The organism is Halobacillus sp. Cin3 (assembly GCF_947311855.1).
GTDB lineage: Bacteria > Bacillota > Bacilli > Bacillales > Halobacillaceae > Halobacillus > Halobacillus kuroshimensis.
On sequence record NZ_CAMZMV010000003.1, the window covers coordinates 94,313 to 117,394 of the forward strand.

The window sequence follows — 23,082 nt, forward strand, 5'->3', positions numbered from 1 at the left end:
TTATGTCATTTTCTTTTGAAGTCCGACGATTTTTCTCATTTTTCAAACCAGTCTTCCAATTTTTCTTATAAATGGTAGAGTAGTAGGTAATTAGGAAGAAACGGGGGATTGCATGAAAAAAGTGAGCGGACTGCTGATGGCTTCGGTGTTGGTATTCGGAATGCTGCCGACCGTTACATCAGCGGCAGATGGAACGTATGCCTGCGAAAGCTATGAGGAGATTTCCTGTTCAGACATTGCTGAAATGCTGACGGAAAAAGCATTGGAACGGAATATTCCACCGGAAGTAGCTAAAGCAGTCGCCTTTGCTGAATCCAATTGGTCGCAGTGGACGGATGCCGGACAAACGAAAGCGAATGTGAATAAAGAGGATGACGGTAGTTTAGGCATTGGAATTATGCAGGTGACGGATGATGGATACGATACAGAGCGATTAAGAAGCGACATCGGCTATAACATGGACGTTGGGCTGGATATTCTGCTCGATAAATGGAAGCTTGCGGAGCGTGGAGTGATTCCGACCGTTAATGACGCATCCAAGGATGTTATTGAACATTGGTATTTTCCTGTTATGGCCTACAACGGTGTCGTGGAAGTGAACAGCCCGGTCGTGAAGGCGGACGGTTCGGTCAATACCGATGCCTATCAGGAGAAGGTCTTCCGCTATATCGAAAACTATAACAACGGAATGGCGCTGACAGATCTTCCTTTTGAAAAGGATGACTTCATCTATGACCCTTCTGATAATGATGCAGAAGTGAAATTTGCCGTAGACCATTATGATGTCGACGGGCCGCTGACGAAATCGCGGCAGATGTTTGAGGAAAGTGATACGGTCATCACAGTCGATGGCACAAACGTGCGCCGGACAAAAGATGGAAACGGCGGCTTCCGTCTGAGTGATAGACAAGAAGCGGAAATCATCGATGCTTCCATCTATTATGATGAGTCGGATCAATCACCGGCTCGCCACTGGGTCCGTTACCGTGTCCAGCTGGAGGACGGAAGAACCGGCTACGTGGCTTCAGGCGCATTGACGCCGGCAACGACACGGTTGAAGGGCGCGACCCGTATAGAAACAGCTGTGGAGATATCCAAGGAAGGATGGCAGGATGGAGCAGAAACGGTGGTTCTTGCGAAAGCGTTTGATTTCCCAGATGCTCTTTCCGGCGCCCCGCTGGCCTATCAAAACGATGCGCCTGTTCTATTAACGAGATCAGGAGAATTGACCCCGGCGGCTAAGGAAGAAATTGAACGCCTTGGAGCGGACAAGTTGATCATTTTAGGGAGCACCGGTGCGGTGAGTGAGAGGGTGGAGAATCAGTTGAATGACATGAACCTCTCATCTGTGGAGCGGATTGGAGGATCGGACCGTTATGAAACGGCTGCTCTTATCGCTGAAAGTCTGAACTCGGATTCCGGGGAAGCAGTGATCGCCACAGGCCGGAACTATCCGGATGCGCTGGCGGCTGCCCCATACGCAGCGAGGCAGGGAGTGCCTATTCTATTAACAAGACCCGAGTCTGTCCCGGAGGTTACACTAAAAGCGCTTACAAGTACAGCGACTGCCCATGTTATTGGAGGAACCGGTGTCATCAGCGAAGAAGCAGCGTCCCAGCTGCCTGCAGAAGTGGAAAGGATTGCTGGAGATACGCGGTTTGATACAGCCGCAGAGATCATTGAAACGCTGGACGTCGGTCATCAGCAGGCCCTTGCCGCTACCGGCTATAATTATGCGGATGCTCTTACAGGAGCTGTGCTGGCTGCCAAAAAAGATGCCCCGCTTCTGCTTGTTAGAAAAGAGGAGGTCCCTGAATCTCTTGAGAACACGATCCAGAAGCGTTCCATCCGCGATTACATGCTGCTTGGCGGGGAGGATGTCGTCGATGTTGCAGCTCCTTTAACGAAACTTGCCAACCAGGTGAGTCAATAACTTATAGATATCCTTTTGTAAAAACTCTGCAAATCTAGTAAAAATCTCTCCTGAAAGATTCACAGTCCTGGAGGGGTCCGATAAGCTGAGAGGATACATAGGAGGAAGAGAGAAATGGAGATGGTGATGAGTGAATGATTTAAGGACCCCTGAGAAAAGATTCCGTCCGGAAATCGAAGGCGTGCGTGCGGTTGCCGCCTTCCTTGTGGCGGTATACCATATATGGCTTGGATCGGTTTCCGGCGGTGTGGATGTATTCTTTATCGTTTCCGGTTACCTGATAACGACATCCCTGCTTTCCAAAATGCTCAAGCAGGGAAATATCCATTTAGGAGAATACCTGCTGGGGCTCGGACGCCGGCTGTTTCCGGTTGCGTTTATCGTCGTGCTGTTCACCCTTGTCGGCTCCATCTGGATTCTTCCGCAGGCCCAGTGGAAGCAGATCATCGCTGAAGGATTCGCTTCGGTGTTTTATTTCCAGAACTGGCAGCTGGCCATCAGTTCCGTTGATTATCTGGCGCAGAACAACCAGGCGAGTCCTTTTCAGCATTTCTGGGCATTATCCGTACAGGGACAGTTTTACATAACCTGGCCGATTTTCATCACGGCCGCCTATTTTCTTGCACGTAAAGTTTTGAAGACACCGGTCCGGAAAACACTGCTCGGCGTGTTGATCACATTGTTCGTGTTATCTATTTCGTACTCTGTTTACAAAACGGCCGTAAACCAGCCGTGGGCCTACTTTGATACGTTTGCGCGTGCGTGGGAGTTCAGTCTCGGAGGAATCGTCGCTTTGCTGCTTCCGTATGTGAAGCTGAACAGACGTGTGTCTGTGATTCTTGGATGGACCGGCCTGGCCGTCATTTCTCTTACGGGTATCCTGCTTCCGGTATCCACTGTTTTTCCTGGCTGGGTCGCTCTTCTACCGGCCTCCGGCGTGATTTTTGTTATTATATCGGCTGAAAACAGTGGCGGCTTCGGTGTAGACCGTCTGTTGGGCTCCAAGCCTTTCCTTAAATTCGGAAGCATTTCCTACGGGTTTTATTTGTGGCACTGGCCGCTTTTGATTTTCTATTTTGCCTGGTTTGATACCGGTCAGGCATCGATTTTCGCCGGGGCGGTCATTATAGCAGCTGCCCTTGTGCTTGCTTATGTAACGGTAACCTACATTGAAGCCCCCGTCCGTAACTTGAGCGTGAAAACGTCGAAGGTGAAAATCGGAAAAGCGCTCACTGCCTTGATTGTCCCTGTTCTTCTCGTTAATGGCGGATGGAATTTTTACGTGAGTCAGATGCAGGGGAAGGCTTATGAGGCGGGGGACTATCCGGGTGCTCAGGCCGTCTTCTATAACGTAGATGCGGAAGAGCTGGATCCTTATCCATCGACCATTGAAGTGCAGGAGGAGCTGCCTGCCTTTTATGAGGACAGAGAATGCTTCATGTATACGAGTGAAGAAGGGATGAAAACTTGTTCTATGGGAGAGACGGAGAATCCGGACTATACGGTTGCCCTCGTCGGCGGCTCCCACTCCGGACACTGGTTCCCGGCCCTCAGTGAACTGTCTGATGATCTGAATTTGAAAATCGACCTTTACAATAAGGATGCCTGCCGGTTCTCCAACGATGATTTTGACGGGCTGTTGAACGAAACGTGTATGGAATGGAATGAAAAAGTGCTGCAGGATCTACAGGAGGACCCGCCGGATCTCGTCTTTACAACATCGACGGTCAATAGTGGAACGACGGTGCCGGACGGCTATCTTGAACAGTGGAAGAAGCTCGAAGGGACGACTCATATCATGGCAGTCCGTGATAATCCGCGGATGAAAGAGGATACGCCGCTTTGTATTGAGGAAAAGGGGTCGATCGAGGATTGTTCGGTTTCCAGAGATGAAGCCTTATCTGATGTCGTGCCATGGGAAAATACAGATGGTATTCCGGAGAACGTCACATTCGTGGATTTGTCGGATTACTTCTGCGGGGAAGAAGTGTGTGAGCCTGTCATCGGCAATGTTATTGTATACCGTGACAAACACCATTTGAGTACAGCTTACTCCAAAACCCTTGCGCCTGCATTGAAGGAGCCTTTAGAGGAAGCGCTGCAGAAACAATCCTAATAAAACGGCAGGAGAACGTCATACGTTCTCCTGCCGTTTTTATCTGTCCAGCTGTATTAAAAGTCCTCGCTGTATACCCTGCCGTTCTGGTCGATGTAGACCGAGGAAATCATCGTCCGGGCGAACTTTTCTTTTTGATAGGTTCCTTCCACTTCGATGGTCAGGCTGTACACACCTTCTCCAAGCTTTGGAAGTTGATACGATCCGCCTGATTGCTGCTTTGCTTTCAGTTTCGTTTCTTTCTGACGACCGTTTTTATAGTGGGTGACGGTCATGTCGCTTTTGAATTTCAGACGGGCGTCTTTGTTTTTCACTTTCAGCTCATCCAGGTTGATCGAGGCGCTGATTTTTTCATTCAGTTCACTGTCAAAGGAGGTGTTGAGCAGATAGGATTCCCCGCCTGGACTCCAGGCTTCCAGCTTCCATCTGCCTGCAGCGGGGTCATCGATTTTCAGTGTGTGATGATAGGATCCTTCAAGCACCTCTGTTTCATCCTTTGCTGCTTTAAAGCCGCTGTAGGTTTTTTTATCAGGGGAGACAAGCTTCAAGTCAACATCTGGACTGGAGCTGATCCAGTCGAAGGTGACGGCGTCTGCTCCGGATTCTACAATAACGGTCTCCCGTGTGCGTCCTGTGTATTCGCCACCCGACACATACTGACCGGCCGCCGGCTCGGTTTCTTCTGTCACAGCGGCTTTTTCGAGTCCGAATGCCGCGAGCGGAGCGGACTCATTCAAGTAAGGACGGAAAAGGGGAAACGTGGAGGAGCCTTCTTTGATGCTCGTGTGATCCCATTTTCCAACTTTCAATTCCTGGGCGTAAGGGAGGCGGGAGCTTTTCACTGTAACCGCTCCATCATTACTGCCGTAAGAGCTTAAGTACAAGCCTCCCCAGTACAGGGAGCTGCCGAAGCTGCCCCATTCCGTACCGCCGAACGTGTAAAACGGAACGGCATCGATATCCGGGCTGCTGTCGGTGGTGGAGCGGAAATAGCTCATGTACCCAGTCTGCAGGGAATAGGTGGCTTCATTTTTACTGCCGATGATGCCGGCAAGCCATCCGGCCCAACTGCTGTAGGCAAGATCGGCAAGCTGCGAGCCGTGGTGGGGGGAGGAAAGGGTAATGACACGATCCACATAGGGAGAGGCGCCGTGATGAACAAGAGCCGCCTGTGTATCAATGCCGCCCTTGCTGTGAGCGATGATGACGACTTTTTCGCCGAAATGATGATACATGTCTTCGATTTTACCGGCCAGCAGCTCCCCGTTGTCCCACATATCCTTGGTTGGGTACAAATCGATAAAGGCTGTTTCGTAGCCGTTATCGAGAGCGGTGGTATACATATCATTACTCTCGTACCACGTTTCTGATGAACTGTTGAGGCCGTGGATGAAAAGAATGGGGCGTTTCTCTTCCGTTACAGAGGCGGGTGTGTCTCCCACGTACCATTCCCCGGGATTCCCGGAGGCTCCATCTTTTATGGAGCCGGCGTAGCTGGTGATGGGAAAAAAGAAAAGCAGGATGGCGCAGGTAAAGAGACCTTTAGTCAGCAGATCCATGTACATTCTCCTTCACAATTGAATTGAGGAGGTCATGAGGTTTGATCCAGGGGTGTCCACCATTTCTATCGTACGCAACCTGGAAAATCTGACAAGGTCCATTGGAAACAGGCAGAAAGTCCGGGAAGGGAAAGAGCGTCTGCATCAGGAGCGGAAGAAAACGAAAAGGTGTGATTTCTACTCCCTAAATCCTCCATGGTTTCATAGGATAGAGAAGGGGAGGAGTGGTTGAGGTGGCTGAGGCTGTTTCACGCGGGAATAATTTAATTTTCATGACGGAGCCGGGAGGTCAGACGGTTGAATCAGGGGCTACCGTGGATGTGACGAAGGATCTGCCCGGCGGCATTGATGTCCGCCCGTTCTACTCCATCCGGGTGGCTGGCGGCAACCGGGTGGTATCGGAAGGGCCTGTCACGTTCAAATTGATTGTGAAAGTGGAAGGTGTGAATTTCCTCCTGCTGGATTCCTTCCGGGTCATTCCGGGACAGCAGTTTACAAGGGTTTTTAATGTGCCTGGAACGGGACTGACGATAAAAACAGAGGCTGATGGAGGAACGGGGCTGAATGCCGTGGATGTTGTGGTGTTCGGATATAAATTTTGACGGCAGGGATTTTCCCTGTTTTTATTTTTGTAAAAAGGCCCCGATGCCGAGGCCGTTATTTTTTCTGAATGATGTAGGTTGCCCGGTCCGTCGTGACAATAAAGCCCTCCGGACTGTATAGATACTGCGTCGTATCCTGCAGAGGGATTTCGTAATAGGGTGCTGGAAGCGGCTCCATCTGCTGAGGGCCGATTTCTGCTTCGCCATCTCCATATAAAAACAGGGAATGCATAGGCAGGTATTCATCCAGACGTGCAGCATCCGTCCCGTAAGCGATGTGATCCAGATGCATCTCTGTTGTATCCTTATCGTTCAGCTCCAGTTTTGTAATGACAATATCGGCACCGCTCCATCGCTGGAAGCGCTCGTTGAAATGTTCAATCGTTAATGGTCGTCCATCCATGGTGAGATCCCTCCTGACATTATTGTCCCCAAAGGAAACCCGCTCTACGCTGTTAAATAGTGGTCGCGGCGGGAATGGAAGGGGGAGGAGGGAAATCGATGGCCGATGATTTAAAAGAAGCCCGCCAGCTGCTCAGCAGGGCGGTTGATATTCAAAGCAGGCTGGGACGTTCAGACGTCCGTAACGAGCTCATCCACCGGTCGGTACCTGTCTTATGGCTCGGGGAGAGGCGGGAGCATCCCATCGTCACCATTGGGACAAACCCGACGTCCCGGTATTTTTTGAACGACCAGGCCGATTGGCAGACAACGGCGCAGTCATTTGACCAGGAAAGTGCAGATCTACTCGCATCTTTTCAGGAAGATGATGACCGGCAGACAGCCGTCATCAAGAAATACGAGGACTATTTCAAGGGGGAAGACGCGTATACCCGATGGTTTGGCAGAAAGGGTGGAGCGAAGCTTGAGGGGTTTATGAACGGGATGGGAGCTTCTTTTTATCAAAACGAGCCTCCTCTTGTTCATGTCGATGCTTTTCCTTTTCCGACGCTCCAGTTTATGGGTAAAATAAAAAGCAAAGAGAAGCTGCTGTGTCTTCCTGAAGTAACGGCAGTGCTTGAAGAGACGCTGCATTATTTACAACCTTCCCTTATCCTGCTGCTTGGCAGAGAACACAGGAGAAGGTTTGCAGATGTCTATGGTGTGTCCTACGATTCATCCATGAACGTAGAAGGATTCCCTTCTGCCCGGTTTCATTTTGGTACATACCCCACTCTTGGTGTACCTGTCATCGGCCTCGATTTCAAGCCGTCCGAGCCGTTTCTGGGCCTGGGCAGCCGTGTGGATAATCGTGGGGCACATCACGGGCGGTATGGAAAACGGGAAAGTCTTAGGGATATCGGTGCGTATATTCGAGAGTGTTTTTTGAAAAGGGGAGAAGGAGTATGAGAATGAGACTGGGAGTGCTGTTTCTGTTCAGTCTGGTTGTAATAAGCGGCTGTGTGCAGGGCGATGTGAAGCTGACCGTCAACAAAGATAAAAGCGGTGAGGCACAGGTGCAGATTGGTGTGAACAAGGAAGAGGCGGGTCTGTTCATGGAGCGGATGCAGGGCGTGATTGATGAAGCGGAACAGGACCTCGAATCCCGCGGCTACCAGGTTGACCCGTACGAAGAAGATGGCTACACCGGGTTTACCGCCGGAAAGGCTTTTGAAAACGTCGAGGAAATCCAGGTTCCGGATCAGCTGGAACAGCCGGCAGCCGCCGGGATCGGAAACGTCATGGAAGGACTCCCTGTGGAATGGTCGGAGGAGCCTGGGTGGTTTACGACTACATATCAGGTGGAAGGTGAAATAAATCTTGAAAACAGCGGAATGATGGGCGGGATGCAGCAGATGGTCTCGGATCAGCTGGACCTCACCTTCACGCTTGATCTTCCGATTGCACCCAAAGACCACAACGCCGACCGGACGGACGGAAATGAACTGCAGTGGGATATCCAGACCGCCGGTACAACGAATATGATGGTGGAACTCGCCGTTCCTAACATTCGCAACATCATCATTACCGCTGTCGCAGGTCTCCTGATCATTGCAACCCTCCTCTTTTATCTACGGAAAAAACGGAAAACGAAGCAGGCATGAAAATAAGCCGTCGGGAAGGTAATTGTCCCCGCGGCTTTTTCTTATTTCGAAGCTTCCTCGAAGGCTTTTTTCATTTCCCGCATCGATTCGTATAAGTCGACGATGGGAAACGGATAATCCTCCCCGAGCTGGACCCCGTACTGCTCCTGCTCAATCATACCCATTTCCCCAGGATTGAAAATCCAAGGTACAGGCAGTTCACGAAGCTCCGGCAGCCAATAGCGCAGGTAATCCCCATCAGGATCATAATCCTGCGCCTGTTTTTCCACGTTAAAGGCCCGGAAGGAAACAGCATCATTTCCGACTCCTGCGATATACAGCCAGTTGCCGTAATTGCTGCTTACGTCATAATCGACGAGCTGTGATTCAAACCAGGCGGCACCGATCCGCCAGTCCAGACCGAGGTTCTTTGTAAAAAAGCTGGCGACATTCTGGCGGGCCCGGTTGGACATGAAACCGGTCTGTTTTAATTCCCGCATGGCTGCATCTACGAGCGGATAGCCCGTGCGGCCGTCCATCCACGCCTGCAGATGCTCATCGTTTGTTTTCCAGGGGATCTCCAAACCATTCAGCCCTGTCCTGTAGAAGAGACGACCGCCGTATTTCCGATGCACGAGGTGGAAGTAGTCCCGCCAGAGCAGTTCGAAGTAAAGCATATAGGTCGACTTGTTTTTCGTATAGTTTTTTTCATAGTGCTGGATCTGCTCATACACGACCCGCGGAGACAGGTTTCCGTTGGCCAGATAAGGAGAAAATTTAGAGGAATCGTCTTCAAGAAGCATCCCGTTTCTTGTTTCCTTATAAACCCGGAGTCGGTCCTTAGTAAAGATGTAATCCCGGAGCCGCTGTTTAGCCGCTGTCGATCCGCCATGGTAACGCGGCTTTTTCCGCTCGATCTCCATGCCTAAGGCAGCGGCGTCCGGAATCTTCCCTTCCTCTATCTTATTTGGAAGCTCCGCTTTTACAGCTGCTTGAGGTGGAGCGATCGCTTTCGGGGGCGTCCCCCCATTTTTTTCAATTCTTTTTCTAAACTGGGAAAACGTATCTGGCACATCCCAGGTGGAAAACGGCAGGTCTTCCGGTGGAAACAGGTTATGTCCATGATCGACGTAAAAAGGAACCCCCGGCAGGGCTTTTCTTACTCGTCCTTCGGTCTGTTGCTCTTCGCTGGCGATTTCTTCATGAAGGTACACTCCGTCAATCGTGAAATCACAGCTCATCTCCAGGAAAGCATCCCTTGGGTCTTTGTGCCTAATCAAAAGCGGCACGCCCAGTTCAGCCAGGTTCCTCCTCAAGTCTTCAAGACTTTCCTGTATAAATTGTGCCCGGTGAGGCCCGGTTTTTATAAAACCATAGGAAAGATCGCTGTAATCATATGGATCGAAAATATAAAGTGCGATGACCGGATGCCCTGCTGTGACAGCTCTAGTCAAGGGTTTATGGTCGTGGACACGCAGGTCATTCCGGAACCAGACAATCGAATAGGTGCTCATCGTCATTCTCTCCCTTTTTCTCCTAGTGTACCCTGGGCAGGAGGCTTCCTCATACTTTTAATCGGCTGGATGTGTCTTTATTCGACAACATCGGGTATAGTTAAAATAGACCATTCAACGGAAGAGTACATCATCTATATTTTTTGTTGTGTACGGCCTGGAAAGGTGGCGGACACACGATAGGGGAGAGGGAGAAATGGAGCGTTTTCGTAAAAAATGGATGCAGAAGTCCGCAGTAATATTGACGGCGTTCACTTTGTTCACAGCAGGAGCATCGGCTGCAATTCCTCATCAGGTTGAGGCGAAGAGCTGGAAACAGGATCTCAAAGCAGAAGAATGGAAGTGTAATGATCCGGTCATTTCTACCGTTTACAAGGATATGAGGAAGGAAACGAAAAAGCCGCACTCGTTTAGTGAAGCTGAATCTTCCATGGAAACCATGAACAAGGCAGACATTATGGATCATTATTTGGATCGAAATCACCGCAGAGTGACGCCTTATACATTGATCAGGGTTGTAGACGCTGTATTCAGCATTGATCTTCAAGCCATTTCTGATCTTGGAGTTGGAAAGCAGACAAGCAGTTATTCTGATGATGTCCTTGAACGCGTCCGTGAGGCATCTCCGAAACCGTTGAGTGATGAAGATATCAGTCAACTTTCCAAAGTCCGCGTCATGGAACTATACTGGTTGTCTTACCAAAAACGCCTGACGGCTGATGAGCGGTATAAGATGATCAATGAAATCTTTGGCGTGAATTTAGTAGGCATTGCAGGATTGGAAGGAACAGGGGTTGCCCTTTTCTCAAAAAATCAGTGGATTTCGCAGTATGATACGGACTTATTCATTGTAGAAACCGGCAGTGATGACGTTGACGTCTGGGTATATCCGACAGAGTACTTCAAGCAGCAGACGGGACTTGAAGAAAATCCAGAGGAATTGAACAATCGTTTGACCAAGCTGGGCTTCTCCTATAGTGAAGAAAAAGGCGCCTTTTATTACGCTGATCCGAACGGGGAATCTGTTCCGGATGCATTCAAGGGACAGACGCTTGGAACCATCATTGGATTCATCCAGGAACAATATAAAGATCTTTTAGAAACAGAAAACGCTGCGTGAGACCGCAGCGTTTTTTTATATATTCTAATCCAGGTTCCACAATTTTTGCTGCACAGGATCGTCAGGGTCAAGGATAATGGTGCCTTCCTCATCAGGCTCCAGGCGTGTTTCGTAGAGGCCTTTTCCGGTCCGTGCTTTCAGTATCTCACTCTGCTTTTTTTCGATAAGCCGCAGGCGTTTGATTGCCTTCCACATCTCTTCTTCTGTCATATCATCGCCTCCTGTTCCTTTATGGTAACATCAACTTCCAATATATGTTTATCTAATGCTGATATGGTAAAAATAGAAATTCAAATGTTATCCTGATTATGGAAAAGGAGGGAGACCGATTGAAAAACTTGATTCGATGGCTGGCAGCACCGGTAGTTGTTCTCATAATCTTTGGTATTCAGCTCACGCTTGAATACAGTTCTTATCATGTTCCCTTTGGTGTAGGGATGGAGGAGGAAACCGTTGAAAAATATAATTGGAGGGGGGAGGTTGTTGAAACAGCACCGCTTCCATCTGAGAATGTTTCCCACAACGGCACTCTTATTGTAGAAATGGAATTGAAAGAGATGTTCGGACTTCTCATTTCGATCATCGCAGCTTTTCCTTTCATCCTGCTTATGGATGTTGTTCTTAAACGTCTTGGTATACAGAGTACAGGGTTATTGCCAAAGAGGTGGGAGAATGTAATCAAATGGGGATCGATCGCCTTTCTGTTCGTTCTGTTGATGTTTACGTTCTTTATGTTCCAGGAGGCCGTTGAAGAAGGGCGGTCCTTTTTTGATGCTTTACCGTAATACATAAGACCTGTGCAGCCAGCTTTTCATCCGAGGAATTTGTTGACGTATATACATATAAAGCCTGTCCTGTGATAGTTTGAGCACAGGACAGGCTTTTCCTTTTGAATTTACTGTTTCTTTTTCAATACATCTACAAAGTGGGCGAGGATTCTTGCGGTCATTCCCCAGATCACCTTGTCTCCATATTGATAAAAATATTCTTCCATCTGACGCGTACGCCAATTGTAATTTTCACCGCCCGGAATGAGCTCATAGGGGAAGTTTTCCGCCGGCTGGGCCTCGAAATGGACGTAGTGGATTTCCGGCTCCTGGTCCATAAAGAAGGAAAGCGGAACGGTAAAGAGCTCCTTCACTTCATCCGGATTTTTTTCAAACGCACTTTCGTCGGTATTCAAGTACCCCGCAAAAGCGTAGACAATCATCCCGAACGGGGATACGAGATAGTCGAGCGGGTGGACGTCGGACAGCTGCCCGCGCCCGATGCCGAGCTCCTCCTCCGTTTCACGGATGGCGGCGAGCCGTGCGGACGGGTCATCCGGATCGATTTTCCCACCTGGGAAACAGATTTCTCCGGGCTGCCGCCTTAGTGTACTGGCCCGTACTTCGAACAGGACGTGAATCTCCCCATCCTTTTCCATAAGCGGCAGGAGGACAGAGAACTTCCGGAACTGCTCGTGACCGAGAACGGAAGGCTGATGTTGTTTGATTTGATGGAGTATACGTTTCGAATTCATCGTTTCACCTCATGCCTTTACTATACCAGACCGCACCGTTTGGGAGGAAAAGAGCCGCTCGACAATTACAGCGCTTCTTTGATCACCTTTTTGTAATATAAGACTGAAAGGAGACCGAAGATGGAATATAAAGCTGTGTAGACGCCCATCACCATCAGCATCGGCGTCCAGATTTCATTACCGAAAAAGAACCAGCCGGACTTCACGGCGAAGTAGCTGTGCAGCAGACCGATCAAGAGCGGTACCCCGAAATTGAAGAGCTGTTTGCCCTGGATGCCGCGCAGAAGATCCCCCCTTGTAAACCCAAGCTTTCTAAGAATCGTATAGCTGTCTTTTTCGTCTTCTCCTTCATCCATCTGTTTGAAGTAGAGGATGCATCCGGAGGTGATAAGAAAGGTGAGTCCTAAAAAGGCGACGATAAACATCACGGCTCCCATGTTCTGTTTCTGCGAGGTTTCCACATACCACTGGGACCGGTGTTCGATGCCGTCGGCCAAACCAGCTTCCTCAAACAATTGGAAAGCCGCTTCGTTCCTGCTGTCATCCTCTAAATTGATCCCGGTGTAGATCGAAGGTTCGAGCTTCTCTTTCATATCCATAAACTGTTCCTCGGACACGACGCCGATCGGCAGACCGCCGACGGTATAATGGGAGGAAATGACATAGTCTTCCCGCAGTCCCTGATAGGATAGTTTTACCGAGTCATTCTCGGACAACCATTCCACCTCTCCGTTGTCTTTTAAGGAAATGTAGGACTGCATAATATCGTTGTATCCGGTCATCATCATGTTTTCCGCTTCCAGATCGAGCTCCGGAACGGCAGTTTCACTGATGACAGGAATGGTTGTATTTTCCACATTAAAATTCATGTCCTCAAGGTCCACATCAAGAATGTCCTCCACGTTGAAACTCGCCTGCAGCACCTCCACTTGGCGGTACGAATGGTCGAAACCCTCATCCTCCAGCGTTTCCGAAAAGGCCAGTGCTTTTTCTTCATTGGTGATGGAAAAATCATCAGGGGATCTGTTTTCTGCCAGGCTCTCCGCTGAATACAAAGAGATATAACTGAGGGCTAACAGACCTATAGCAAGGGCGGACACGGTCGTAATCACGGTGAGTAACAAGGCGTTGGACTTCATCCGGAACATCATCGAAGACAGCGAAAGCACTTCGTTGATATTCATATAGCCTGCTTTCCGTTTTCTAAGCAGGTTGCTGACAAAGCGCACAGAACCCTTGTAGAAAAAGTATGTTCCGATGATCGTGGACGCCAGTATGAACGTCATCGCGATAAACAGACCGTTGATTGTGGTAATATCCCCTTCAAACAGCTGCGTGGACACATAATATCCTGAAGCAATCATGACAATACCAAGAATCCCCATGATGTGTTCCCAGATCGAGAGTTTTTTCACTTTACCCTGCGTGCTCGAGGTGACACGGAAAAGGGAGAGGATGGACTGCTTCCGAATAAAGATGTACATCGTCGCCATGATGAGCAGAAAGATGCCCGCAAATACGATCAGCGTCTGGGCAAGAGCCGCCATGGAGAAGTGCAGGTCGGCCACTTCATCAACGTTGACAATCTTAAAAAAGCCCATGAGAATCAGCTTGGAAACGGCAAACCCGATGAAAATGCCGACGGCCATCGATCCGAAATAGATGATCAGGTTTTCAATGGTCAACAGCCGGAAAATCCGGTTTTTCGTCATGCCGATCAGCTGGAACAGGCCGATTTCCTGACTACGGCGTTTCACGAATAAAGCGTTGGCATAAAGAAGGAAAACGGCCACGATGCCAATCAATAGAACCGAAGCGACCATCAATCCTGCGCTTCCCTTGACCGACCCATCCTGACTCATCGCCGGGTCGTACTGAAGCGTCACGAAGGAAAAGTAGAGCGCCACAGAGAAGACGAGGGCGAAAACATATAAGTAATAGTTTTTCAGATTCTTTTTCAAATTTCGGAGGATCAGCTGATTAATGCTCATAGCTCACACCACCCAATACACCCTGGGTTTTCATGATGTCCTTCAAGAATGCCTCCCGCGTCTGTCCGCCTTTATGTAACTGGGTGTAAATCTGCCCGTCGCGGATGAAGATGACGCGGCTGCTGTAGCTCGCCGCCACAGGGTCGTGGGTGACCATCGCGATGGTCGCTTCCCGTGTTTCATTTAGTCCGCTCAGTTTGCCGAGCAGATCGGATGCGGACTTGGAATCCAGTGCACCTGTCGGCTCATCGGCAAAAATGATGCTCGGCTCGTGGATGAAGGCCCGTGCCGCTGATGTCCGCTGCTTCTGTCCTCCTGAAATTTCGTTCGGATATTTATTTTGGACGTCCTGAATGCCGAGTTCTTCGGCCAGCACCTTGAATTTCTGCTGCGCTTCTTTACGGTCCGTTTTCGAAATAGAGAGTGGAAGCAGAATGTTTTCCTTCACCGTCAGTGTGTCCAACAGGTTATATTCCTGAAAGATGAACCCGAGATGATGCTTTCTGAACTCTGCGAGCTGTTTATCCTTTTGTCCGGTAATTTCCTGCCCGTTGATCACGATCGATCCGTGGCTGACCCGGTCAATGGAGGAGAGGACGTTCAACAGGGTCGTTTTCCCGGAACCGGAGGCTCCCATGATGGTGACAAACTCCCCTTTATCAATCGTGACATCGATGCCCTCCAGAACGTGCTGCTTCATAAATTTGTTTCCATAGCTCTTATGAATCTTCCGTGCTTCTAATAAACTCATTCGTTCAACCTCCTTTTTCATCTGACTTCATTGTACGTTTACCGGGGACGTGTTTCCTTCGATTCAGCTAACAAAAGCGGGGGTGGAAGTGACACTTTTGTCACACGGCTTTCATTTAATAAGAGCTCTCGCGATAGGTTTTGAAAACGCAGACCAGGGTTCACCTTAGAAGCTTAAATAAGGTTCAAGTCACGTTCGTACGTCGACTTTGGAGGTGCAGAATAACTCAGGGTTTTACATGAATGGTCCTTTTGTTTCGTTAAAAAGTACCCTTGGGGTTATGAACAAAGTCTATAACCCCTATGATACCTGCAGCAATGAGTAAAAGAGCCAAAGCGATGAAGGTCAGACGAATGATCTTGTACGACCTTTTTCCGATTTAAAATCTCTTATCCCTTGTAAAGGGAAAAAGAGTAAACACAACCCGGACAAGAGTGTAAAAATAAACATGAACGATCCGCTCCTTATTCATGTGGCTGCTAGTCCATACGATGCGGCTCTTCTATACGTTTCACGAGGAGGAGGATCCATAAAAAAGTATCCTTCCACCATCAGGTAGAAGGATAGCGGTTAGTTCTTAGGACGCCACAGCTGTTCCATGGCAATGACAAGGGCGGTGCCGACGAGCAGACCGTTACTCATTAAGTTCTGCACAAGCGCCGGCATGGCGGAAAAAACTTCCGCCGGTAGAAACATTGTCCCCATCCCGAAGAGGTAGGCAATGCCGACGATGGTAATCTTTCTGGAATCCAGAGGCTCCAGCGTGAAGTTGTTAATCGCGATTCCCACAAGCTGGACGAATGTCGCCATAAGTGCCGCGTTGGCAACCGAGGAGGGGATGCTTGAAATCACCCGTGTCACCGGTGGGAAAAAGGCTGTGAAAAGCAGCAGAACCGCAGCGTAGATGAAAGGATTCTTTCGTTTCTGCCCGGTAATGGCAATGAACCCTGCTGACGTAGCCCCGGGCACGTTGGCGACGGTGGCCATGCCGCCGGCAATCATCGTGTTGATTCCAGAAAACATCGTTCCTCTGTCGACCTGGACGCCGTTATTTTCTTTACCTTCTCCCAGTGTCTGCTTCACAGCTGTAATGGAGGCGACGATATTCGAAATGGAAATGACCGCCGTGATGAACGCCATCGGCAGCAGGCTCCATTCGAGTGTCGGAGCTCCGAAAGCGAACAGTTCGGGCAGCGAAAACAGGGGCATCTCTGCTTCCGCCGTCTGCCCGCCGAGAATCAGGCGGTGAATGACCCAGCCGATCACAATGCCGATGAAAACGGCATAGCTGCTCAGCCATCCTCTGGCAAACGTGGATAATCCGAGCACAATAAAGAATGTCAGAAATGCAATGCCTGCGGTCGTTCCTTGTATGGTTCCGCTGTCTCCCTGCAGCCCGAGCATCCCTTTCAGGAGCGTTCCACTCAGCTGTACGGTCAAGAACAGGAAGAATGATCCTGTGACAAGAGGAGTGAAGATGGGCAGGATTTTCTGCGACACTTTAAACGCCCCGAACAGGAACAAAAAGCCTCCCGTCATGAGCATCGTCATCTCCAGCGCCTGGAGCGTTCCTGTATAACTGCCGTCTGCTTCTGCACCGGTCATGGCCATGACGGTAAAGACACTGACCCAGATGCCTGCGGGAATTTCCATAACGGGTAATCGGTGGCCGAACAGCCCTTGAAGCATGGAAGCGATCCCAACGGTAAAGAAGGTCCGCTGGATCAATCCGGCGGTTTCTATGTAATCTAATTGATAAATCGATCCGATCACAATCGGCAGCGCAACCGCATTAGCAAGCATGAAAACGAACCATTGGATGGTTTCAAGCAGGCTGGCTGCCGGACTGGTTTGATTCAATGTAAACACTCCTTCAAATGAACACGGCTGTAATAACCTCTATGAGTGTATCACGTTCCACTCATACGCGGGGAAGTTCCGGACTGTTCCTGATCTTAGTGAACGTATTCGGTTCCGGGAACCAAAGCGTGAACATGGATCCCAATCCGGGTTGGGATTGAACATCCAGTTCAATGTTCAACGGGCGGCGGATGCGGTCAACGAGGTACAGCCCCATTCCTGACGCCGCTTCATTGTAATGGTCGGTCGTCGATGTGAACCCTTTTTCAAAAATGCGCGGAATGTCCTGTGCTGCTATGCCCCTGCCTTGATCAATGATCGTAACAAAAGATCGTCCACTCTTTCTGCCGCTTGTTACCGTAATGTCTGAGGAAGTGCTGTATTTAATGGCGTTCGATAACAATTGGCGGATAATAAAGGAGAGCCATTTCGCATCCGTCAGAACAGATTTTTGATTAAGCTCAAGGTCAAAGCCGATGCCCTTCTGCATGCACCACGATCTCAAGGTTTTAATTTCACTGAACAATAAAGGCTCGAGCGCGGTTTCTTCTATGTATAAGTCATTTTCAATAAAAGGGATCCGCTTCCGGTGCAGCTGCTGGTCGAGCAGAAGATGGATGCGCATCCATTCATATGTCAGCCGCGAGCGCAGCGGGTAGTCTTCAATCCCTTCAATCATCAGCTTCATCGCGGTCATCGGCGTTTTCACTTCATGGATCCAGCCGAGCAGGTCATCTTTTTCCTCCTGCAGAAGATCATGGTGATGGGCAGCTTCCTTTTTCAAACGTTCCAGCTGCTCCCGGATGCTCGTTTCAATAACAGACTCCAAGGGGCTCTCTGCTTCAGGAATCGTAGTCAGATCAAGGTCATTGTCCCGCTCCTCCAACCGCTTGTAAAACCGGGTCTCCTTCTGGAAACGGAGGATCAGGAACACGCTGAAAATGATCAGCGATAAAAATACGTAATACGTAACGGCACGGAACGGAAGGGACGAGTCGAGGTAGCCAATAAGGAGAGCAAGCAATTGAAGGGACACGAACAGCAGAATCCAGCTCAGTCGTTCCCGCATATAGGTGAAAATCATGAACCTGCCCCGTCTCTGGCTGTATACCCTTGCCCGACTTTTGTTTCGATGACGTGTTCCAGACCAATTTCATTCAGCCGCCTGCGCAGCCGGTTCACGTTGACAGTGAGTGTATTGTCACTCACGAACCTTTCATCCTCCCACAGCTTCTGAATGATTTCTTCACGGGAGACTACTTTGTTCTTTTTTTCGAGCAGCTGCTTTAGTATGAAGCTTTCGTTCTTCGTTAAATCAATGGACGTATCGTTTGCCGTCACCCGGCCCCGCTCAAAATCGACCGTTGCGCCAAACCACGTCTGCAGTTCAGAGGCGTGGGTATTGTAATTGTAGACACGTCGGAGAATGGCCTGGATTTTAGCGATCAATACTTCGAAGTGAAACGGTTTCTGAACGAAATCATCGGCTCCAAGATTCATCGACATGACCATATCCGTCGGGTGATCCCTCGAGGACAGGAAGATGATGGGGACGTTGGAATGCTCCCGGATCATCCGGCACCAGTGAAAGCCGTCAAACTTCGGCAGCTGGATATCGATGATCACAAGCTGTGGTTCAACCGACGTGAATACTTCCATCACCCGGCTGAAATCCTGCACTCCGTGGACCGTATACGACCATTGGGACAGCCTTTCCTGCATTTCCTGAAACAATGTCCGGTCATCTTCAATCAACAGTACATCAAACACATCGATCCCTCCGATTTTCCGTTATTTCCCTTTTGATATTATAGCAGACAAACGAGGGATTCCCTATTGTACTTTTGTAACGCGTGACCGCGGTGAATTTTTTGAACATTTCAGCATCTTCCTCTTTCATTTGTTTGAAGGAGGGCGTACAATGAGTACTAATATTTCCGCCTGTGATGTCAGGTGAAACCAATCGAAAAGGAGTCTTATCTATGTCCCTACCAATCGTTGAAGCCGCCTATAAAAAGGAGAAACCCGAAACGGAGCAGATTCCTTTTGGAAGAACGTTCACGGATCATATGTTTGTAATGGATTATGAAGAAGGGAAGGGCTGGCACGAGCCGCGCATCGTTCCTTACGAGCCGCTGACGCTTGATCCGGCCGCAATGATCTTCCATTACGGGCAGACCGTATTTGAAGGATTGAAAGCCTACCGCACAGACGACGGACGTGTCCTGCTGTTCCGTCCGGAAAAGAACTTTGAGCGCCTGAACCTATCCGGTGACCGTCTCAGCATCCCACCTGTCGATGAAGACGAGGTGCTTGGCTACTTGAAGGAACTTGTAGCTCTTGAAAAGGACTGGGTGCCGGAATTTGAGGGGACTTCCCTATACATCCGCCCGTTCATCATCGCTACGGAACCGAGCCTCGCTGTTGCTCCGTCCAAGTCGTATAAGCTGATGATCATCATGTCACCGGTCGGTCCGTACTTCTCCGGAGGGATCAAGCCGGTTACCATTAATGTAGAAGACCAGTTCACAAGAGCTGTCAAAGGCGGAACCGGAATGGCTAAAACCGCCGGTAACTATTCCTCCGGCTATCAGGCACAGGCGAAGGCAGCGAAAGAAGGTAATGCTGACGTCCTTTGGCTGGATGGTGTGGAGAAGCGCTACATTGAAGAAGTCGGCAGCATGAACATCTTCTTTAAAATCGATGGGGAAATTGTGACTCCTGCCCTGAGCGGAAGTATTCTGCAGGGGATTACACGAACATCAATCATTGAAGTACTGAAAAAATGGGAGATCCCAGTGACCGAACGCCGCATCTCTATTGAAGAGTTGTATGAAGCGTATGAACAGGGAAAACTGGAAGAAGCGTTCGGAACTGGAACAGCGGCCGTCATTTCTCCCGTCGGTGAGTTGAACTGGCTTGGGAAGAAAATGGTGATCAACGACCACGAAATTGGTGCTCTCTCCCAGGAGCTGTATGATACGATCACAGGCATACAGCGGGGAAGAAAAGAAGACAGCTTCGGCTGGACCATCGAAGTATAAGAAAGCAGAAAAAAGGCTGCCGAGAACTTTCTCGACAGCCTTTTTTCATTTAACCGACCATATGGGCTTTCGGCTTTTCACTGGGTTGAAGCTCGTTGTAAGTCTCCATGACGCGGGCGGTCTCTTCTTCCGTTAATGGAAGAAGAGGGAGACGGACGCCTCCGGTGTGAACACCCATTTCATTCAACATCGCTTTTACCGGGGATGGGCTCGGGGCTGAGAACACGGCATCCATGACAGGGAGAAGCTTTTGATGAAGACGCGCGGCAAACGGGGCGTCTCCTTCTCGGAAACTCTGAATCATCTGCTGCATCTCATTACCGATCACATGGGAAGATACGGATACGATGCCGGTGCCTCCGATGGCGACGAACGGAAGTGTATTGGAATCTTCCCCGCTGTATACGGAAAAGTCACGGCCTGTTTCACGGATGATTTCCGCCGCGGCTTCCAGGTCGCCGCTCGCTTCTTTTACGGAAACAATGTTTTCAATCTCAGAAAGGCGGATAATCGTTTCCGGCTCCATGTTGACGACACTGCGTCCTGGAATGTTGTACAGCATGACCGGAAGGGAAGTGGCTGCGGCAATTTTTGAAAAGTGCTGGTACAGGCCTTCCTGTGTCGGCTTGTTGTAATAAGGGGCTACAAGCATGATGGCATCCACGCCTGTCTGTTCCGCTTTTTTCGTCAATTCAATGGAAGCGCGGGTGTTATTGGATCCTGTACCGGCAATGACCGGGACACGGCCGTTCACAACTTCTACCACGTGTTCAAACAGCTGGAGTTTTTCCTCCGTTGTCAGTGTCGGAGATTCACCGGTCGTCCCGCCGACAACCAGGCCGTCACTGCCGTTCTCGATCAAGTGGTTGACTAAAGCTCCCGTTGCTTCCAGGTCCATATTCTCATCGTTGTCAAAAGGGGTCACCATCGCTGTCAGTACTTGCCCGAAGTTCATTAACCTCACACCTTTTCTTGTATTTTGTACGTTCGAGGTCGTGAGGGCCATACGGCAGTAAAATCAAAAACGGCAGCATCAAGGGCTTCGATGCTGCCGTAGAAACTTTATACCGTTCCTGCGTAAGATAGCCCTCCATATAGTTTCCTATATGACAGTTCTGTGCCTGTTCAGCATCAGACCCAGCTTCAGGACCATGAGAGTCCGTACACTTCGGCAATTTCCCCTTTCCGCATGTATCCATGGATCTCATTCTCCTCCACATGCGTACTCTTGTCATTGCACCTCTATCCTTACTCCAAATAAAATTTGAAATAAGAAACTATTTAGTTAGTAAAAATAGTACCAAAATTCACGCCTGCTTACAACAGGGAAGTGCTAAAATCATGCTATTCGACAAAAATGGTCGCCAGGCACCGATGTCCGACTCTTCTTTTTTATAAAGCTCTGTTAAAGTCTGTTGTTGATATTTCAAACGATTACTAAATCGTCTCCGTCTGGAATTAAGGGTCCGGTCCGTTGTTTACTCAGAGCATGGGATGGCAGGGAAAACCGTCCGCTTTCTGCGGGGAACGATGAGCCTCACGGTACCCCGCGGAAAGTGAGTCATTCCCAAGGCCGCCTCATACAAATCTTATGACAGAGAGGGGGGATCTGAGCTCACATGTTAAATAACAACACCAAGCAATAACAGAGCCTTTTATAAAATCCGTCTGCAGGCGGAGGAAGAATCCATCCCGGGCACATCGAGAAGGACATGGATATTCCTTACACTTGAAGGAACTTACAAAAAAGGTGGGGATAGTTATGTCCGGTTCATCCATTACAGTTTCCGAAGCTGCACCGTTGGCAGAACAGCCTTCCATTTTTCGAAATAGAAATTTTCTCCTGTTGTGGGGAGCGGCCCTGTTGTCCAGCTTCGGTATTTCGTTCTTTTTATTTACTCAAAGCTGGTATGTCGTCCATGAGCTCCGTCTTGAAGCTTCTCTTGGTGTGCTGTACGTGGCAGCAAGTATTCCACGGCTGGTCTTTATGATTGTCAGTGGAACGGTCGCCGACCGGTTCAGCCGGACGAAGCTGATGTTCCTGTCCGATTTCACGAGGGGTTTGCTGTTAACAGGACTTGTCTGCTGGTTTTTCTTCGGGGACATCAGTCTTTGGACATTCGTCGGGTTTGCGTTTGCCTTTGGGATTTTAGATGCGTTCTTCTGGGCAGCAGAAGGGTCGGTTCTGCCGTCAATCATATCCAGGGATCAGTTGACCCGTGGAAATTCAGTGATACAAATGACGAATCAAACGTCGTTCATTCTAGCTCCTATGGTGGCAGGGATTCTCGTTTCCTTTGGCAGCTACGCGCTCGTATTCACAGTGACTGCCCTGATGCTGTTTACCGGAAGTCTGCTGATTTTTCTTATGAAGGTGGATGAAGAAAAGAGAGCAGGAGGGGAGGAGGAAGCGTTCTGGGACTCCTTCAAAGCAGGTGTGCGCTACGTCAAAAACTCCCGTGTGCTTTCCTTGATTATCGGAATGAGCATTTTATTGAATCTGTTCATGGTGGGGCCGATGACGATGGGGCTGCCTCTCTTTGTGAAGCAGCGCCTGCATGGCACCGCCCTGGACTTCAGCTTCCTTGAGGCAGGTCTGGCGGTGGGAATGCTGCTCGGATCTGTAGTCATCGGGATCCTTAATTTGAAAAGAAGACGAGGAAAAACGAGCCTTACAGCCTTAATGGCTGCCGGAGCCGCTTTTTTCGCTTTGAGCTTCACAGAAGGGGTATGGTTCAGCCTTGGGTGCCTCGTCGTCTTCGGATGTTCGCTCTCTATCTGCAACATCCCCGTCATCTCTGTGCTTCAGAGCTTCATTGAAGAAAAAATGATGGGCAGGGTGATGGGGCTTGTCTCGCTTGCATCAATGGGGCTCGTTCCAGTCAGCTACGGCGTGACCTCTCTGATACTGGCGGCAGGAGTGCCGATTCATCAAATCATGGCCGGGGGATCTGTACTCGTTACGCTGTATGTCCTCTTTGTCTATGTACGCTTCAAAGAGCTTCGCGAACTGGACTGAATGTCCCTCCATTAAAAAAGGGAAATC

20 protein-coding genes and 1 riboswitch are annotated in these 23,082 nt (G+C 49.5%); of the genes, 9 read left to right on the plus strand and 11 right to left on the minus strand.

The features are described 5' to 3' along the window. Nucleotides 1-112: 112 nt before the first annotated feature. A complete protein-coding gene (locus QMA39_RS11235; protein ID WP_281658786.1) occupies nt 113-1,933 on the plus strand; it encodes a cell wall-binding repeat-containing protein in 1,821 nt (606 codons plus the stop codon). 130 nt (nt 1,934-2,063) lie between these two features. Beyond that, complete coding sequence (locus tag QMA39_RS11240) at nt 2,064-4,049, plus strand: acyltransferase family protein (RefSeq protein ID WP_281658787.1); 1,986 nt, start codon at nt 2,064-2,066, stop codon at nt 4,047-4,049. A gap of 56 nt (nt 4,050-4,105) precedes the next feature. On the opposite strand, the gene QMA39_RS11245 is transcribed toward QMA39_RS11240, so the two are convergent. Then, nucleotides 4,106-5,608 (minus strand): hypothetical protein, encoded by a 1,503-nt coding sequence (locus QMA39_RS11245; protein WP_281658788.1) that lies wholly within the window; start codon nt 5,606-5,608, stop codon nt 4,106-4,108. Between the two features lie 233 nt (nt 5,609-5,841). Here QMA39_RS11245 and QMA39_RS11250 point away from each other — a divergent pair, with 233 nt between their 5' ends. Beyond that, nucleotides 5,842-6,210: a hypothetical protein gene (locus QMA39_RS11250; protein WP_027956018.1), complete on the plus strand. Its 369-nt coding sequence runs from the start codon at nt 5,842-5,844 to the stop codon at nt 6,208-6,210. 55 nt (nt 6,211-6,265) lie between these two features. Here QMA39_RS11250 and QMA39_RS11255 read toward each other — a convergent pair whose 3' ends face one another. Next, nucleotides 6,266-6,613, minus strand: coding sequence for a hypothetical protein (locus QMA39_RS11255; RefSeq protein ID WP_027956019.1), 348 nt, complete (start codon nt 6,611-6,613; stop codon nt 6,266-6,268). Between the two features lie 98 nt (nt 6,614-6,711). Here QMA39_RS11255 and QMA39_RS11260 point away from each other — a divergent pair, with 98 nt between their 5' ends. Both QMA39_RS11260 and QMA39_RS11265 read left to right on the plus strand, forming a co-directional pair. Beyond that, the gene (locus QMA39_RS11260; RefSeq protein ID WP_281658789.1) at nt 6,712-7,560 is read left to right on the plus strand and encodes a hypothetical protein; all 849 of its coding nucleotides are present in this window, start codon (nt 6,712-6,714) and stop codon (nt 7,558-7,560) included. Further along, complete coding sequence (locus QMA39_RS11265; RefSeq protein ID WP_281658790.1) at nt 7,557-8,255, plus strand: hypothetical protein; 699 nt, start codon at nt 7,557-7,559, stop codon at nt 8,253-8,255. The genes QMA39_RS11260 and QMA39_RS11265 overlap by 4 nt, the downstream gene beginning before the upstream one ends. A 41-nt stretch (nt 8,256-8,296) precedes the next feature. Here the strand turns inward: QMA39_RS11265 and QMA39_RS11270 are convergent, their stop codons facing one another. Continuing rightward, nucleotides 8,297-9,748, minus strand: a complete 1,452-nt coding sequence (locus QMA39_RS11270; protein WP_281658791.1) for a DASH family cryptochrome — start codon at nt 9,746-9,748, stop codon at nt 8,297-8,299. Nucleotides 9,749-9,944: 196 nt separating this feature from the next. Between QMA39_RS11270 and QMA39_RS11275 the strand changes: the two genes are divergently transcribed. Continuing rightward, entirely contained in the window at nt 9,945-10,868 is a 924-nt protein-coding gene (locus QMA39_RS11275) for a hypothetical protein (protein ID WP_281658792.1), read from the plus strand. A 24-nt stretch (nt 10,869-10,892) separates the two neighbouring features. Here QMA39_RS11275 and QMA39_RS11280 read toward each other — a convergent pair whose 3' ends face one another. Continuing rightward, nucleotides 10,893-11,078 (minus strand): hypothetical protein, encoded by a 186-nt coding sequence (locus tag QMA39_RS11280; protein WP_281658793.1) that lies wholly within the window; start codon nt 11,076-11,078, stop codon nt 10,893-10,895. Nucleotides 11,079-11,197: 119 nt separating this feature from the next. Here QMA39_RS11280 and QMA39_RS11285 point away from each other — a divergent pair, with 119 nt between their 5' ends. Further along, nucleotides 11,198-11,653: a hypothetical protein gene (locus QMA39_RS11285; RefSeq protein ID WP_027956024.1), complete on the plus strand. Its 456-nt coding sequence runs from the start codon at nt 11,198-11,200 to the stop codon at nt 11,651-11,653. 110 nt (nt 11,654-11,763) lie between these two features. Here QMA39_RS11285 and QMA39_RS11290 read toward each other — a convergent pair whose 3' ends face one another. From QMA39_RS11290 to QMA39_RS11315, 6 genes are all read right to left on the minus strand, one after another. Then, nucleotides 11,764-12,390: a CoA pyrophosphatase gene (locus QMA39_RS11290; RefSeq protein WP_206934661.1), complete on the minus strand. Its 627-nt coding sequence runs from the start codon at nt 12,388-12,390 to the stop codon at nt 11,764-11,766. A gap of 65 nt (nt 12,391-12,455) precedes the next feature. After that, nucleotides 12,456-14,381, minus strand: coding sequence for an ABC transporter permease (locus QMA39_RS11295; protein ID WP_281658794.1), 1,926 nt, complete (start codon nt 14,379-14,381; stop codon nt 12,456-12,458). Then, nucleotides 14,371-15,132 (minus strand): ABC transporter ATP-binding protein, encoded by a 762-nt coding sequence (locus QMA39_RS11300; protein WP_027956027.1) that lies wholly within the window; start codon nt 15,130-15,132, stop codon nt 14,371-14,373. Before QMA39_RS11300 ends, QMA39_RS11295 begins: the two co-directional genes overlap by 11 nt. 570 nt (nt 15,133-15,702) lie before the next feature. After that, complete coding sequence (locus tag QMA39_RS11305) at nt 15,703-16,992, minus strand: purine/pyrimidine permease (protein WP_281658795.1); 1,290 nt, start codon at nt 16,990-16,992, stop codon at nt 15,703-15,705. Between the two features lie 61 nt (nt 16,993-17,053). Continuing rightward, on the minus strand, nt 17,054-18,076 hold the full coding sequence (locus tag QMA39_RS11310; RefSeq protein ID WP_206934657.1) for a sensor histidine kinase: 1,023 nt from the start codon (nt 18,074-18,076) through the stop codon (nt 17,054-17,056). Continuing rightward, the gene (locus QMA39_RS11315) at nt 18,073-18,762 is read right to left on the minus strand and encodes a response regulator transcription factor (RefSeq protein WP_027956030.1); all 690 of its coding nucleotides are present in this window, start codon (nt 18,760-18,762) and stop codon (nt 18,073-18,075) included. Before QMA39_RS11315 ends, QMA39_RS11310 begins: the two co-directional genes overlap by 4 nt. Nucleotides 18,763-18,974: 212 nt before the next feature. On the opposite strand from QMA39_RS11315, the gene QMA39_RS11320 reads away from it, so the two are divergent. Beyond that, nucleotides 18,975-20,036, plus strand: a complete 1,062-nt coding sequence (locus QMA39_RS11320) for a branched-chain amino acid aminotransferase (RefSeq protein ID WP_206934655.1) — start codon at nt 18,975-18,977, stop codon at nt 20,034-20,036. Nucleotides 20,037-20,085: 49 nt separating this feature from the next. Here QMA39_RS11320 and dapA read toward each other — a convergent pair whose 3' ends face one another. Beyond that, on the minus strand, nt 20,086-20,991 hold the full coding sequence (gene dapA / locus QMA39_RS11325) for a 4-hydroxy-tetrahydrodipicolinate synthase (protein ID WP_027956032.1): 906 nt from the start codon (nt 20,989-20,991) through the stop codon (nt 20,086-20,088). A 120-nt stretch (nt 20,992-21,111) separates the two neighbouring features. Continuing rightward, a riboswitch (Lysine riboswitch) is annotated at nt 21,112-21,289 on the minus strand. Between the two features lie 509 nt (nt 21,290-21,798). Between dapA and QMA39_RS11330 the strand changes: the two genes are divergently transcribed. After that, nucleotides 21,799-23,055: an MFS transporter gene (locus QMA39_RS11330; protein WP_281658796.1), complete on the plus strand. Its 1,257-nt coding sequence runs from the start codon at nt 21,799-21,801 to the stop codon at nt 23,053-23,055. Nucleotides 23,056-23,082 lie beyond the last annotated feature (27 nt).

Coding starts and splice junctions, on each gene's coding strand:
- QMA39_RS11235 (WP_281658786.1), top strand. CDS start 113: ATGAAAAAAGTGAGCGGACTGCTGATGGCTTCGGTGTTGGTATTCGGA.
- QMA39_RS11245 (WP_281658788.1), bottom strand. CDS start 5,608: ATGGATCTGCTGACTAAAGGTCTCTTTACCTGCGCCATCCTGCTTTTC.
- QMA39_RS11255 (WP_027956019.1), bottom strand. CDS start 6,613: ATGGATGGACGACCATTAACGATTGAACATTTCAACGAGCGCTTCCAG.
- QMA39_RS11260 (WP_281658789.1), top strand. CDS start 6,712: ATGGCCGATGATTTAAAAGAAGCCCGCCAGCTGCTCAGCAGGGCGGTT.
- QMA39_RS11265 (WP_281658790.1), top strand. CDS start 7,557: ATGAGAATGAGACTGGGAGTGCTGTTTCTGTTCAGTCTGGTTGTAATA.
- QMA39_RS11270 (WP_281658791.1), bottom strand. CDS start 9,748: ATGAGCACCTATTCGATTGTCTGGTTCCGGAATGACCTGCGTGTCCAC.
- QMA39_RS11275 (WP_281658792.1), top strand. CDS start 9,945: ATGGAGCGTTTTCGTAAAAAATGGATGCAGAAGTCCGCAGTAATATTG.
- QMA39_RS11280 (WP_281658793.1), bottom strand. CDS start 11,078: ATGACAGAAGAAGAGATGTGGAAGGCAATCAAACGCCTGCGGCTTATC.
- QMA39_RS11290 (WP_206934661.1), bottom strand. CDS start 12,390: ATGAATTCGAAACGTATACTCCATCAAATCAAACAACATCAGCCTTCC.
- QMA39_RS11295 (WP_281658794.1), bottom strand. CDS start 14,381: ATGAGCATTAATCAGCTGATCCTCCGAAATTTGAAAAAGAATCTGAAA.
- QMA39_RS11300 (WP_027956027.1), bottom strand. CDS start 15,132: ATGAGTTTATTAGAAGCACGGAAGATTCATAAGAGCTATGGAAACAAA.
- QMA39_RS11310 (WP_206934657.1), bottom strand. CDS start 18,076: ATGATTTTCACCTATATGCGGGAACGACTGAGCTGGATTCTGCTGTTC.
- QMA39_RS11320 (WP_206934655.1), top strand. CDS start 18,975: ATGTCCCTACCAATCGTTGAAGCCGCCTATAAAAAGGAGAAACCCGAA.
- dapA (WP_027956032.1), bottom strand. CDS start 20,991: ATGAACTTCGGGCAAGTACTGACAGCGATGGTGACCCCTTTTGACAAC.
- QMA39_RS11330 (WP_281658796.1), top strand. CDS start 21,799: ATGTCCGGTTCATCCATTACAGTTTCCGAAGCTGCACCGTTGGCAGAA.